The sequence below is a fragment of the Streptomyces sp. AHU1 genome (genome assembly GCF_045343905.1).
Classification (GTDB): Bacteria; Actinomycetota; Actinomycetes; order Streptomycetales; family Streptomycetaceae; genus Streptomyces; species Streptomyces triticiradicis.
Window position 1 is genome coordinate 615,690 of record NZ_CP174284.1, and the last position, 14,627, is coordinate 630,316.

Here is a 14,627-nt window from a genome sequence, read left to right on the forward strand (position 1 = left end):
ACCGGATCTCAATGTCCCTCGCAGAGACCAAGCCTTGACGCGAGTTCCCACTGCTCAATCTGTACCCGCAGGGCTGGTCAGCGGTATTCCGAGCGGCTCCGGCCCCGGACGTCGCCCTCGGCGAGGAGGAGTTAGGAGAGGAAGCCGAGGTATGACATCTGCTCGCGTCCGGCAGTCATAGCGAGCTCTGGGAACTGGGACTGAAGCGTCGGCAACCTCACCATGGGACAAGGCCCACCCTGCAGCTCGGTTGCGGACGGGATCGGTTTTCCGGTGACGGAGCAGACCAGTGGTTGTCCGGAGTTGAGTGCCGCGTTCCGTGCGTTGGTCACCTGTTCGGCAACCGCGTGGCGCAGGGCGGCCAGCACCTGGGTGCGCTGGCTGAACGGCGTCAGGCAGGCGTTCCACGAGAAGTCGGCCACTTCGCCGTCGAGCCGCACGAGGGCGATCCCGACGCTTCTGCGGCCGTGGTCGGTGTGGGCGATGACGCGGAAGTGGGCTATGCCTACTCCGCGCTTGAGGTCGTATTCGGGGTGGCGTTCGAGCAGGTCGCGGCAGAAGGCATCGTCGTCGGGGTCGGTGATGTCACAACCTGCGCCGTATCGCTGGACGATGCCGCGGCAGACGTTGCGGACGGCTTCCTTGGTGGGGTAGCGGGTCGCACCGATGGTGATGCCTTGGGGCACGGGTACTCCGTTCGACGCAGGCAACCGGGAATGCGCATGGCGAAGCCGAAGACACCGTACTTTCCGGTCGCCTCTTCGAAACCCCAAACTTCTGTGCCCTTCACGCTGACAAGGTGTCAGTGCACGCTGCCATGCTGCCCACCAGCCGAAAGCCGGTCCGGCCGAGGCCTACTGGCAGCCGTAGCAAGCAGCAGACTTGGGGATAAGGGGACGACGGGGTGGCAGTGAAGGCGACTGAGGAACAGGCGGCAGCACGGGACAGCTTCGCTGCCGGCCATGATCTTGCCTTGGTGGCAGGTGCCGGTACGGGAAAGACCTCGACGCTGGTGATGATGGGTGCCGCAACCTCTCGCCGCGGCATGTACATCGCCTTCAACAGGCCCATCGCGCAAGAGGCCAGGACCCGCTTCGGCAGTAGCGTGCACTGCAGCACGTCCCACGGGCTGGCCTACCGGGCGCTCGGGAGCCGATTCAAGGCCCGCTTGGACGCTACGCAGCACATGCCCCTGTGGCGCACCGCGCAGCTCCTGGGCATCGACCGCGACCTCGCCGTCGGCGGGCGCCGGCTGAAGGTGACGACGCTCGCTCACCTGGTGATGGAGATGGTCAAGCACGTCTGCTACTCCACCGAAGAGCAGGTCGCAGCACGTCATCTGGGCACCGTCCACGGCCTCGACGACCACGGCCAGCAATACCTCGCGAAACTCCTGCTGCCCCGGGCCCGGTGGGCCTGGGACGACATCTGCTCACCCAGCGGCACGCTGCCGTTCAAGCACGACCACTACCTCAAGATGTGGGCGCTCACCCGGCCCCGGCTGCGCGCCGACTACATCCTGCTGGACGAGGCACAGGACACGAACCCGGTCCTCGAGGAGATCTTCCTCGCGCAGGACGCCCAGCGCGTCTGCGTCGGCGATCCCTCCCAGCAGATCTACGAATGGCGTCACGCCAAGGACATCATGAGCGGGTTTCCCGGCGCGCAGATGGAGCTCACCCAGTCCTTCCGGTTCGGGCCGGCCATCGCTCAGGTGGCCAACCACTGGCTCCGCGCGGCCACATCCACGATGCAGCTCACCGGCCACGGCGCCGAATCGTCCGAGGTGACCGAGGTGGACGTCCCCGACGCGGTGCTGTGCCGGGGCAATGCCGACGCCCTCGCCGAGGTCCTGCGCTTCCTGGACCGGGGCGTGCCTGTCGCCCTGGTCGGCGGCGGGAAGCCCCTGCTAAACATCGCGAAAGCGGCGATCGACCTGCAGGCCGGACGGCGCACCTCCCACCACGACCTCGCGCTGTTCTCCTCCTGGGGCGAGGTGCAGGAGTACGCCGAGCAGGACTCTGCCGCCGCCGACCTCAAAGCCATCGTGGACCTCGTGGACACCTACGGCCCCCAACAGATTATCCGCACAGTCCAGCGGATGAGCGACGAGGCACAGGCCCGCGTCGTCGTGTCCACCGTGCACAAGGCCAAGGGCCGTGAGTGGAACCGGGTACGGATCGGAGCAGGCTTCACCCCACCCGACGACGATTTACCGCGCAACGTCCACCCGGCCGCCGCCCGCCTCATCTACGTCGCCGTCACCCGAGCCCGCACCCACCTCGACATCACCGGCATCAAACGGCTCCAGACGCACGCCGCCGCCGCGACAGCAGACGCCACCCCCGACGGCATCGCGCTGGCCCGGCTGCCACTGACCGGACAGCTGAAATACCCGCGCTCCCCGATGTCCACGTTCCTGGCCAGGCACCTTCCCCACCCCGAACGCGTCATTGCCTCCTACCTCCAGCACATCCGCGGCCTGCCCCACCCCGTCCAGCCGATGAACGAACGCCGCCCCGACTACGCCGCCCTCGGCCACACCATCGACTACCGGCTGCGCCTGAGCCTCGGCTCCGACCCAGGACCCGCAGCGATCGCCGGCGTCGAACTGATCGGCAGCGACCTGCCCATCGACGGAGCACCCGCCCCCGCAGTGCGCGCCAACCTCCACACGATCGGAACCAGCGTCCTGGGCCGCCTCCACGCCCACCTGACAGACACGTCCCGACGACTCGACGACGACGAACTGACCAGGCTTTGTTTCGTCACCGGCTTCTTCGAAGCCGTCTACCGAAACGGCTCCTTCCCCCGCAAGCGCAACCTCCTCGCCCAGGTCGACGAGCACACCACTGTCAAGGGCGTCACCAGTGCCGTCCCCAGCTACGTCCTCGACGATATCGACGAGCAGATGAAACTCGCAGACAAGCCCTTCGCCCCCCTGCGGAGCCTGCCGGCCCAGCAGCGCGTATGCGGGCCGACCTTCGCCGGAAGCGCCGACGTCAAGGCCGACGCCGACTTCATCGCCAACGGCCTCCTCATCGACTGCAAAGCCCTCACCCGGCCCCACCGCGTCGGACGCGACGAGGTACAGCAACTCGCCGGATACCTCCTCCTCGACTACGACGACCGCTACGCCATCCACGACGTCGGCTTCTACCTCTCCCGCCAAGGCGCCCTCATCCGCTGGACGGTCCCGGAGTTCCTCACCATGCTCGGTGCCCGGACCCCGCTGCCCCCATTGCGTGCGGCACTACGCGCACACCTGCGGGGCCGCCCCGCGTAGCCCGCTCACGGCCCACCCCACAGCGAGCGGCACCTGCGCCGGATCCACTTGGTCTGCTATCTGGAGTGGATACGCACGGCCAATGTGCCCTTGCCCCGTCCTGCTGCAGGTTTCGGTGCCCGCCAGCCGCGGAGCGCTCGACTCACTCGATCCTGCCTCTCCCCAGCAGTGATCGCCATAACCGATGGGCCTGTATCGGACCGTGAAGCGCCTGGAGAAGTGGCGCAGGCGCCTTGTCGCCAAGGTGGCTTCGGCGTAGGTCGAGCCGGGAAGAGGTGAGTGCTGGGACAGGCTCCGGAGCAGCGGCCCACGCGAAGTATCCCGAAGAAGGATGGCTAGAGCGCGCAAAAGGGCGCGAGGAACGTTGAGTACAAACGGCACCGACTACTCGTCAGCTGCGGGTGTCTGTACGTCGCGGGCGTGGTCCCGCAACACCTCACGAGCGAGGGCGTGCACGGCTTCGGGAGCCAGCCGGGCCAACACGTGCAGGCCGTCGTCCCAGGGCATCGAGCGCAGCGCCGTTGCGAGAAGCCGCCTTGCGACAGCCGGTGCGGTCACCTCCGCCAGCGCCGTCAGCGCGATGGACTGCTGCTGCCGGTCTTCGATGGAGGCGGCCAGCGATTCCGCTCGGTTGACGTAGCCAGCCCGCGCGAAGAGGATGGCCACCTTGGTGAGCGCCTTCGCGCGCTGCAGCCGGTCGGCAATCGACCGGGCCACGCCCTCCGCGCGATCCGGCTTGTTTGCCCGGGCGAGGGCGATCGCCAGGTACCCGGCCAGTTCGTCGTCTTCCACCTCCTCGGTGTGGTCGTCCTCGGCGATCATTGTGCCCACCTGCTCCACACCCGACGGGTCTCCCGCGAGACCGAAGATTTCGGCGATCCATGACCACCCGGCGCATCTTCGGTCCGCGCTGATGATCTTCGGCATGATTCTCAAGGCCTCGTCGGCCATGGCCAGCGCACGGTCCCGATCCCCGACCCGGACCGCTGCTCCTGCCAAGATCTTGAAGTGCTCGACCATGCCGAGGTTGTGCCCCATCACCCGGATCGCCGCCTCGGCTTCATCGATCAGGCTGCGGGCCCTGCCTTCTTCTCCGGCAAATGCCAGCGCGGATGCCGTTCTGACCAGTGCAGTGGCACATAGGAAACGGTCCCCCACCGACCTGGCCATGCGCTCGGCACGCTCGTACTCGCCCACGTCGGCGAGCGCGGACGCAATCCTGCCCAACCCGTCGGCGAGCTTCCAAGGATCGTCGATCATGCGCACGACCGACTCTCCGCGTTCCACCTCGCCTCCCCGAATCAGCCCCCTCGCCAACGGGACAGCCGTGTGTCCTCCAGGGGCCGAGCGTGCGAGCGACTCGGCACGTCGGGTCGCCCCTGCTCGGGCCAGGCACTGGATCGCCCCGCTGAGTGCGCTCTCTCTGCGGATGGGGTCCGTGATCCGCACCGCCTGCGCTGCAGCTTCCTCGGCCACGGCGCAGGCAGCGTGCAGATCGCCAGCCTCTGAGGTCCACCAGGACAGCCTGCTAAGACTCAGCGCCGACGACCTGGGATCCGACACCGCACGTGCGTCGCGTTCGATCTCGTCGGCCAGCTTCCCCGCCCGTGTGAATTCACCCGCCGAGGCCAGCTCCCGGGCCAGAGCCGTCATCAACACCAAACGTTCACTGGGCTCCGCCCGGGTCCTGCACCATGACTCGACTGCCTCTTCTCCTTCGACGAGGACACCGGCTGCCACGATCGACGACATGGCCCCGTGCCGGTTATCGTCGGGCCGGATCGACTCCGCGACTGCCCTTGCTTCGTCGCACACGGCGCGCGCCTGCTCGTGCGCGCCGGTTTCGGTGTAGAGCGGCACGACACCGTTCAGCCCCACCACCTGGGCCCGGTCGGTGCATTGACGTGCGGCGGCCAGCGCTTCATCGGCGGCCGACAGCGCTCGATCGGTGTGGCCGGCCCGCTGCCACGCCCCGGCCACGCCGATGAGTGAATCCGCCAGCCTCTCAGGCCTGAAGATCGCCTGGCATGCCCGCGTCGCGCGTACGAGGTCGCCCCTCGCGATCAGGGCGCGCACGACCTCGCTACGCGCAGCGGACCGCCCTGGTTCGACCTGTACGGCGTGGCTGAGTCTTTCCGCTTTCGGGATGTCGCCCTGCCGGACTGCGGCGGTCACGAGCGCGACAAAGACAGTGCCCTGCTCGTTCTCATCGTCGATCGACCGCGCCGCCGCTTCGGCGGCGTGCCAGTCTCCGGCGTACGCCGACGCACGTGCGTACGCGGCCCGGTGCGCCTCCTGCCGCAAGCAGCCCTGGCACACGCGGACAGCATGTTCGGCCCATCGGAGCGCCTCACCGTCCTCGCCCGCGTCCGTGGCCTTTTCCACCAGCGTCACCAGTGAGGTGAGCTGACGTTCCACGTCATTGAACGACGTGATGAGTGATGCGGCCCGGTCCAACATGGACCGGACTGCGGCCTGCTGGCCCATTTTGCCGAAGCACGCGATCACGCAGAAGAGCAACTGCAGTTGCGACTCGGCGTCTTCCACCGAGTCAACCAGCGCTTCCACGTGCTCCATGTTGCCCGCGGCGGTGAGGGGTTCGGCCATCCCCAGAAGCGCCTGCATACGCCGCTCCGGGTCGGGGATCGACTGGGCCGACGCCAGCGCCCGGAGTGACTGGCCGAGCACCGTCCGCACCGAAGGCAGGCCGACGGGAACGTTGGCGTTCCGCCGCTCGATCCCGCTCCGGTACAGGGCCAGCCCCGCCAGGGTGGTCAGATTGTCGGGGTCGTGCGCCAGCAGTGCTTCGTAGGCGGAGTTGACCTCGTTGAGTGCCGCTGTGTCCCCACCGGTGACATCCGCGAGGCGGTCGTGGCGGCGGCGATCGGTCGCGCATGCCACCAGCCGGCGCAGGTCTTTGGTCTCGCGCAACATGCTGAAGTAGCCGCGCAGCAGGTACTCGGGCGTGCCGGTAGGCCAGCCTTCGGAACGGTGGCGATCCGCCCAGGCGAGCAGGCGCTGCCGGTAGCGTGCCATCCCCGCGTCCTCCAGGTGCTGGCGTGCCGACTCCTGGATCTCTTCGTGTCCGAGGACGTATGCGAGGGATTCGGTGCCCGGTCGCCAGCCGCTGGCCTGGGCTACGAAGCTTCGTCCGGCCATCGCGTGCAGGTGATCCTTGATCCTCCAGACGGGTTCACCAGTCAACGCGGACAGGTCGGCGCCGGTAAGGCCGCCACCGGCGGAAGTGATCAGCCCGAGGAGGCTCTGTTCCAGCAAGGTGCCGTTGAGTAACCGTTTGAGGTCACGTTCCATGTCGTTGCGGGCGACACGGGCGTGTTCGGAAGGCCGCAGCGTTCTCACAGACCCCACGTCGTGTAGGGGATGGTCGGCTGCAACGTCGCGGGGCAACGGCGGGTTCAGCCGGCCCGAAACCACGACGCGCATGCCGTGCGGTGGCTCGGCTGGCAGCAGCCCGGCAATGCTGTACGAGTCGGGGTCGGCGGTCACCCCCCGGTCCTCGTCCAGGCCGTCGACCACCAGCACCAGCCGCTCGCCCCGCTCGCGGCAGTACAGCGCGGCCTCGGCAAGCATGCGCCGCAGGTGTGCCGCCCGGGTGGCGTAGGGCAGGTACGCGGGCAGCGGCTGGCGCAGGACTTCCGCGATCTGCTCCATCACGACATCGGTGAACGCGAGCCAGTCGCTCTGGCCAGCGAAGCGGGCGGTGATGAAGAACGAGACGACACGGATCCGAGGAGGTGGGTTGAGCACGAACCAGGACAGCAGCGCTGACTTGCCCGCCCAGGCCTGCGACCTCCACCACAGATGGGACCGGCCGTCCGGGTCAGTGCAGAACTCGGCAAGCGCAGCCAATTCTGCGCTTCGCCCAAGAAGTTCGGGAGGCGCGATGCACAGCACCAGTTCGTGGTAGGCCGACCTGACAGCCGACGCTCTTGCACCCCGCGCGCCGACCCGCCCTTCGGCAGCGCGGTCGTAACGCCTCATCCAATAGTTCTGCGTGTCCCTTTCGCCGGGCAGATCGATGGGGGGCTTCCTGGAACGCGCGTAGTGCAGGCACCCGGCGACGAAGGCCTCGACCGAGGAACGACGGGGATTCGTGGTCGCGTTGAGGAGATTGCCCACTGTGGCCTTCGACAGCGTTCCCCCAGCGCCAGCCCGGTCTGCGTGATCCTGAACAGCCCTGACTCCAGGACGTTCGACCAGCTTGTACAGCTCGAAGAGGACCGTGTTCCAGGATTCCGGTGACGGAGCCAACTCTCCCTCCTGCAACTCGCTCTCCCCTGCTCGCAGATGTCCAGTTTCCATCTTGGACCACGTTGGACGGGCAGCGCGGCACGGTCGGTCCAGTCCCTCGAATCGACCCAGGAGCGATTATGCTGACGACGATTTTGACCATCATCCTCACCCACGCCGATACCGCTCGGGACTGGCTCCCCGAAGCTGCCCTCGCGTTGAAACTGGGCGCGGCAGGCATCAGCTTTGCGGTAGCCGTCCACCGAGCGGTTCGCTATTGGCACGGGCTGCAACGGCGTTGACCGTCCGCTATGCAGGGCTGTGCCCGCCAGGATCTCCTGGCGGGCGCAGCCCTGCATAGCGGACGGTGCTGGCCACGAGGACGACTTTTTCTGGTTTGCCTCGGTCATTGTCCTGGAGAGGGCGGCTTCGAGATCGTTCGCCGAGACACCACCCGAAATGAGGACGAGGTCAGCGCCGCTAGCGAGGCTTGTGGCCCGCGCGGCTACCCTGATGACAGGGGCCAAGCGTGAGCAAGGCGTACCCGCGGCTGCCCTACGGATCGTGGCGCCCAGCGCTGGTCGCACTTGTCGCCAGTTTTGCTCCGGCCGGATGTGCCAGTCAGTGTCACTCGACCGCAGCGTGCTCGTCCGCAGTGGCTGGGGAAATCGTTCCTCATGCGCGTCTGGGTTCTGTGCGGCCTTTGGCGTGCGGACTGCACGTGGCATCGCACCATCGATCCTGGGCCGGGATGCCCAGAGAGTGAGCAGGCTGGGGCGCAGCGCCGGGTTCCGGCTTGTGCGCTGTTCAGGGCCAATTGCTGAACTTCCTGCTGCTCGCACGCACCAGGACCACGCAGGCCATTCCCGTTCCCGGCCTCCGGCTCCCGGCGTGTCCCCGGAGTCCGGTACCGGCTGCGTCAGTCGCCCCGGCAAAGGCGGGAGCCATGCGACGTCAGACCGGGCAGGTCCGGGACCGTCGTCGACGGCCGGGGCGCGTCAGCGCGATCCCACTGCCGCCGCAGAGAATTTTTCCGGGCGGGGTACCCGGTTATGGGGTCTGGGACCGGTATAGGGGGTGTCAGGGTTTCAGGAAAGCAAGGGTGGGAGGTCCGAGGTGCTCCACTCGGTGGGTGCCGAGGCCGTCTGGGGGGCGATCGCCGGCCTGGGTGGCTTGGTCAGCGTGGTGCTCCGTAGCCGGGTCAAACTGGCCCGGGAGCAGCGTCGGGCAATGGCGGAGGTAGCCGGTGTGCTGGCTGGGGACGGCCGGGCGGTGCGAGCGAGGCATCGCTGCGGGGGCGGGGAATGGTCGCTTGATCTCGGCGCGCCCGCCAGGTTCGCGGGGGAGACCCGGAATATCGAATCGGCAGGCGAGGAACAGCGCCGGTGAGTTCGGCGGAGGGTGGCCCAGGCCGTCTGGTCGACGGCAGCGAACGCCGCACGGCCATGGAGGCCTTCTATCGAGCTCAGCACCCGCGGCTGCTACGGCATGCAATGCGAAGGGTCGGGGAACGGGCAGGAGCAGAAGATGTGTGCCAGGACATCTGGCGGCTGTTCTTCAGAAAGTTCGAGAAGTTCCTTACCGAATACGACGACCCAAGTCAGGCCCTGTACGCCATCGCCCGGACCTGCATCGCCGACTTCTGGAAGAAGCGGCCGGGAAGGCAGGAGCTCGTGGTGGAGCACGAGGACCTGGCCGGGTTGGTCGAGGCCGTACGGCCCCTGCTCGCCGACATAACAGACCCTTTACGCCTGGACCTGGAAAAAGCGCTGGCCGGTCTCCCAGAGCGGCAGCGGCAGGCGCTGCGCCTACATCACCTTGAGGACCTGACCGTCCCTACGACCGCCGCCGAGATGGGCATCAGTGTCAATACGGTGAAGAAGCTGCTGAAGAGGGCAATGGCCATGCTGCGAACCATGCCTTCCATGGACTCCTACCGACCCGCAACTGTGCCGCAGGAGGTGCGCCAGTGACTCCCGACAAGGACCAGCACCTCGAGGTCACCGAAGACGAACTGGCCACAGGCTTCGCTGCGGTCATGGACAGCCTGGATCACCTCAGTCCTCAGGAAGCCGCTGACCTGGACCGGGAGGCCGATCGTGCCGTCCTCGGCCACGATGCCTACCTGCGGGGCCTGGAGCACCTGGACCGCGGCGACCTGCCCGCCGCGAAGCAGTGGCTGCTCACTGCTGCCCGCTATCAGGTGCCCGGCGCCCAGGAGACACTGGACCACGCAGAACTGCGCGCCGACAGCGACACGGACTGGCGCCACGTCGTGAATCTCGATGCCAGCATGAGGTCCGCGTCGAACGACTTCTCGGCGCCGGACTCGGCTGCGGCGCTATGCCAGGACGCCTCGGAACTCGGCACGTCGGCAAAGGACGACGTGGCGCCGCAGATCAAGGCCGCGACCCGCAAAGAAGCCGACGAGTTGCTAGCCGCCAATGGCCGGGAAGCCGACCGTACCCTCGCCGACGCGCGCGAGGAAGTCAGCCGCCTGCACAGCAGCGCGCCCCAGGAGAGCTCCGCGCTGGCACTCGCCTGCGTCCTGGGCGCCACCTCTCTGCAGCGGGTCTCGCTGCCCGACACGGGGGAGGCCGCACCTGCGGCCTCGCACTTCGGCCAGCACCAGCGGCCCGGGTCCTGGGACGGGTGCCGAACCGTGACCGGCGACGATCCTGCCAAGGTCGAGGTAATCGTCGCCGCTGAGAACGTCATTCAAGACCTGCAGTCCCTGCTGCAAAAGCACGGGGAGCACGAGTGGCTGTGGACAGGACCCGCCCAAATCATCGAACTCACCTCTAAGCTCGTCCAGGGCGTGCAATCCGAGAATCTGCGCAACCAAACTGCCGCAGGCAGAGGCAGGGCGTTCATCACCCGCCTGGAGCGCCTGGACTCCTTCACAGTCCGGATGGCGTGGGCCGCCGCCGTCCTCGGCACTTCCATCTCCCCGGCCATCGCCGCGACCGTGGCGGGCCTCAGCGCCGAGGAAGCCGCCAACGCCACCGACCGACTCCGCGAAACCCGCATCCTCACCGGCAGCGATGTGCTGGAGTTTGTCCATCCGGTCATCGCCACTGCCGTCTACCGGGCGATGCCCGACGCCGTACGCTTGGTTCTGCACGGTGTTGCTGCTCAGGCAATCATCGACGCCGGGCTCGGGCCCTCCGCAGCCGCCCGTCATCTGGTGGAGACCCGCCCCGACGGTGACCCCTGGGTCGTCGACCAGCTCCGCCAGGCCGCCCGCGAGGCCATGCGGGCCGGAATGCCCGAGGTGGCACGACGCTGCCTCGCCCGCGCCCTGCACGAGCCCCCTTCCTCCGAGGACCAAGCCGCCGTCCTCGTCGAGTTCGAAAGCACCATGCCGGGAACCACTGGGACAAAGTGAACCAGGAGAGCGCGGCCGCTGGTGGCGGCCCGGTCGTGTGCATGAGCCGCCAGGGATGGGAGCGCACACAGCAGCTGCCCGTCCTTCTTGCCGAGCCGGTCCGCGCACGTCTGGCCGCTTACCTCGCCCACCGCCATCGCCGCTGGCCCCACACCGCCAACCCCTATTTCCTCGTCAACTTCCGCACCGCCCTGACCACCCGGCCCGTCAGCCGGCCCTGGCTGTGGCTGCAGTACCCCTCCTCCAGCCTGCTCCTGCGCGACGACCGAATCGTCGACGAGGTCCAGGCGGACACCGACCCGCGCACCCTGTGCGAACTGTTTGGCCTCACCCACAACGCCGTCACCCGCTACACCTGGCCCTACCAGGACGCCGCCCACCCACCCCGCACACCACCAGTGCCCTGACCATCACTTTTGGGCAGAACCGGCCCTCTGTGGACCTTCGGGGCGGGCCGTCCGCCCCGGCGGTGGCCGCGGTCCTGCCCGCTTCGTCTGCCTTGGGGGATGTCCGGGCACCGCACGGCGCGCAGCGCATCCTTCATGGGTCAGCCCCTCAATTGTGGTGCTGGCTGCAGGAGACCCACGCGATGGAGCCATCAGCATCTGCCTCCCACCACCCACGGCTGGAGATGCCGCTGTCCCCTGATCGTCTCTTCTAGCGGCGTTGGAGATGCGCCTTGCTCAGTACTTACACCGGGCTGCAGTCGGAAGATGCCCGGTGCCTGGTGCAGGCCCAACCCCTTGAAGGGGCGGTAGGCGCCACCCTCCACGGCACACCCACGCACCAGTGCGCGGGGCCATAGGGGACCGACCGCGCACTGTCCGACCACAGCTGCTCTCCCCCTGTTGTCAGTCCCTGGTCGTAGCATTGCGCCCGTTGAGCACCGCGAGCCGGAACGAGGCCTGAATGTTCATTTCCGCCGTATACATCCGCTTCTTCCGCTCGTTCAACTACGACTACCTCCGCAAGGCCAGCGATAGCTTCACCCCGCACCCCTGGGACGTGCTGGACGACGGCGGCATGAAGTACCCGTTCGTCAAAGTGCCCCTGGAGGAGGGCGTCACCACCGTCGTCGGCGCCAACGAATCAGGGAAAAGCCAGCTACTGGCCGCCATCCAGAGGGCACTGACCGGGCGGAACATCGAACGCGGCGACTTCTGCCGCTACTCCCAGTTCTTCGCCGTCCACAAGGCCATGGCCTACCCCGACTTCGGCCTCCAGTTCGCCGATCTGCAGCCCAGAGACCGCGAAGCACTGGCGAACGCCTGCGGCATCGACATCGCAGACGAGTGCGACACCTTCCTGATGTTCCGCATCGGCGGACAAGAGCCGGTTATCTACCTGCGCGACGGCACAGGCTGGAGCAAGCACCCACTCCAGGACGCCGAACCGCTCGGCCGCATCCTGCCCCGCTGGTTCGAGATCGACGCGCACACCGCGCTGCCGCATAGCGTGCCCGTCGAATACCTCGCTGGCAAACAGTCCACGCTGCGCACCAGTTCCCGCAACACTCGGCGCTCCCTGGTCCAGACGATCATGGACAACGCCGAGTTCTTCCGCTCCACCGAGAAGCTGAACGCTGCTGCACCGAGCCTGGTGACCGCCTTCTCTACGGTGAACGAACCCGACGTCGAGCATGACAAGCAGCTTGTCCTGGCCGACCAGCTTCTTCTGAAGGTCGCGAAGATCGACAGGACTGCCTTCCAGGAACTCCTCACCGCCGTCGACAGAGGCAAAGAGGGCTTCGCCAACGGCATCGTCGAAAAGATGAACCAGCAACTGGCTCAGTCCCTGAACTTCCCCCGCTGGTGGACCCAGGACAACCAGTTCCAGCTGCAGATGACCCTGCGCGACCAGGATCTGGTCTTCACCATCAAAGACCGGACCGGCACCCAGTATTCCGCCAACGAGCGCAGCAGCGGACTGAAGTACTTCCTCAGCTACTTCATTCAGTACCTGGCGCACGAACCGCCCGCGTCCGGCCAGCGTGAAGTGCTCCTGATGGATGAACCCGACGCCTACCTCTCCGGCAGCGGCCAGCAGGACCTGCTGCGCATCTTCGAGGACTTCGCCTATCCGTCGGACCCCGCCCGCCCCGCCCGCCAGGTCATCTACGTGACGCATTCGCCCTTCCTCATCGACAAGAACCACAGCGAACGCATCAGAGTCCTCGAGAAAGGTGAAGAGGACGAAGGCACCCGAGTCGTCCGTAACGCTGCCCGCAACCACTACGAACCCCTGCGGTCAGCCTTCGGCAGCTTCGTCGGCGAGACGACGTTCATCAGCAACTGCAACCTCATGCTCGAAGGCATGTCCGACCAGATTCTCCTCGCCGGCATGTCGGCCCGTTTGCGCCGCCAGAAGGTCTCCTCACTCGAACACCTCGACCTCAACGCGCTCACTCTCGTTCCGGCTGGATCCGCAGCACACGTCCCCTACCTCGTCTACCTGGCCCAAGGCCGAGACGTCGACCGGCCAGCTGTCATTGTTCTGCTCGACGGCGACCGCGCCGGCAACGAAGCACGCAAGAAGCTCCGCCGTGGCCCCCTCGGCAAACCCCTGATCGACGACGCCTTCGTCCTCCAGCTCACAGACCTCCGGGCCGAGGAGGTTACGAGCCCCCGCCCGAAGGGCGTGCTGGCTATCGAGGACCTCATCCCACTGGAGATCGGCGTTGCCGCGGTTAAGCGCTATGCCTCAGCCTTCCTCACCTCCGCCGAGGCCAAGCAACTGGACGGCTTGGCCGTCGGCGACGTGGTGTTCGACGGCGACGAAGGAACGCACGATGCGCTGGAGAACGCCGCCATCCGCCTCCTGGACAGCTTCCACCTCGACAAAGTGGGACTGGCACGCAACATCCTCGACGTCCTCGCCAACGACCAGGACATCGACCCCGGCGCCGTAGCGGACCTGGACCGCAACTTCCGTGCTCTGTTCCACGCCTTGGGCACCCGACAGCGCAAGGCGCTGCGCGAGATCTCCACCGAGCGCACCACATCCAAGATCAAGCGGCTCAGGGCGTCCTTCCTCCTCGACCACCCCGTCACCGCGACACGCGAGCAGGCCGCCCTCCTACTCGAGGAGATCGACGCATCGCTCGACAACTCCGTGGACGCCGAGGACCTCAGAAGCCAGCTCCGTGCCCTGCGTCGCGACTTCACCCTCGACGAGGAGCCCCTCGATCCGATCCATGATTTCCCGGCCTTCCAGGACGCGCTGCAGGCGCTGGCGTACCGGCCCGTCAACGCGGCGCAGGAGCAAGGGCCGTGATCTGCGGCGGGGGCTTCACAACCACGCAGGGCTGAGTGCCGCCCCCGCAGGATTCCGGCCCGGTAGACCTCTCCCGGCTCGGTGATACCGGCGACCAGGCGACGGTACTCCGCTGCTGCGGCGTGCTCCTGCGGCACGGCGCTCTGCGACCGCAGCACGGTCACCGTTTGGTTGTCACGCCATTGCCGGAGCCTGCGGACGCACCCCTCGGAAGCGGTCCAGCAGCCGGCACGCACCTGATCCACGAGTGCCGTCGGCAGCCGCAGGGCGAGGGTCTCGGGGAAGGCTCACCCGCCGACCTCGTCCCGCGCAGCGCAGTCGCCTACTACCCGCCCAACTCCGCCGTCATGAACCGCAGAGACTTCGAGGCCATCACTACCTGCGGCGAACAGCTCATGCGTACCGTCCTGCCGATGTACCTGCGATAAG

Annotated in this window: 9 protein-coding genes; 7 read left to right on the forward strand and 2 right to left on the reverse strand. The window is 67.3% G+C overall.

The genetic code is table 11. The annotated features are described in order from the left end of the window. Positions 1 to 131: 131 nt before the first annotated feature. A complete protein-coding gene (locus ACICHK_RS43560; protein WP_406841868.1) occupies positions 132 to 686 on the reverse strand; it encodes a DCL family protein in 555 nt (184 codons plus the stop codon). A gap of 224 nt (positions 687 to 910) precedes the next feature. Between ACICHK_RS43560 and ACICHK_RS43565 the strand changes: the two genes are divergently transcribed. Next, positions 911 to 3,286, forward strand: coding sequence for a UvrD-helicase domain-containing protein (locus ACICHK_RS43565; protein ID WP_406841869.1), 2,376 nt, complete (start codon positions 911 to 913; stop codon positions 3,284 to 3,286). Between the two features lie 384 nt (positions 3,287 to 3,670). Here ACICHK_RS43565 and ACICHK_RS43570 read toward each other — a convergent pair whose 3' ends face one another. After that, on the reverse strand, positions 3,671 to 7,573 hold the full coding sequence (locus ACICHK_RS43570) for a tetratricopeptide repeat protein (protein WP_406841870.1): 3,903 nt from the start codon (positions 7,571 to 7,573) through the stop codon (positions 3,671 to 3,673). A 104-nt stretch (positions 7,574 to 7,677) separates the two neighbouring features. Between ACICHK_RS43570 and ACICHK_RS43575 the strand changes: the two genes are divergently transcribed. From ACICHK_RS43575 to ACICHK_RS43600, 6 genes are all read left to right on the forward strand, one after another. Then, positions 7,678 to 7,839 carry a hypothetical protein gene (locus tag ACICHK_RS43575; RefSeq protein WP_406841871.1) on the forward strand — a complete coding sequence of 54 codons (162 nt, stop codon included), beginning with the start codon at positions 7,678 to 7,680 and terminating at the stop codon, positions 7,837 to 7,839. 1,143 nt (positions 7,840 to 8,982) lie between these two features. Next, the gene (locus ACICHK_RS43580; protein ID WP_406841928.1) at positions 8,983 to 9,510 is read left to right on the forward strand and encodes an RNA polymerase sigma factor; all 528 of its coding nucleotides are present in this window, start codon (positions 8,983 to 8,985) and stop codon (positions 9,508 to 9,510) included. After that, positions 9,507 to 10,925 carry a hypothetical protein gene (locus tag ACICHK_RS43585; protein WP_406841872.1) on the forward strand — a complete coding sequence of 473 codons (1,419 nt, stop codon included), beginning with the start codon at positions 9,507 to 9,509 and terminating at the stop codon, positions 10,923 to 10,925. The genes ACICHK_RS43580 and ACICHK_RS43585 overlap by 4 nt, the downstream gene beginning before the upstream one ends. Positions 10,926 to 10,966: 41 nt before the next feature. Further along, complete coding sequence (locus ACICHK_RS43590; protein WP_406841873.1) at positions 10,967 to 11,332, forward strand: hypothetical protein; 366 nt, start codon at positions 10,967 to 10,969, stop codon at positions 11,330 to 11,332. A 502-nt stretch (positions 11,333 to 11,834) separates the two neighbouring features. Further along, positions 11,835 to 14,198 (forward strand): AAA family ATPase, encoded by a 2,364-nt coding sequence (locus ACICHK_RS43595; RefSeq protein WP_406841874.1) that lies wholly within the window; start codon positions 11,835 to 11,837, stop codon positions 14,196 to 14,198. Between the two features lie 167 nt (positions 14,199 to 14,365). Continuing rightward, positions 14,366 to 14,626 (forward strand): hypothetical protein, encoded by a 261-nt coding sequence (locus tag ACICHK_RS43600; RefSeq protein WP_406841875.1) that lies wholly within the window; start codon positions 14,366 to 14,368, stop codon positions 14,624 to 14,626. The last annotated feature ends 1 nt before the right edge of the window (position 14,627 follow it).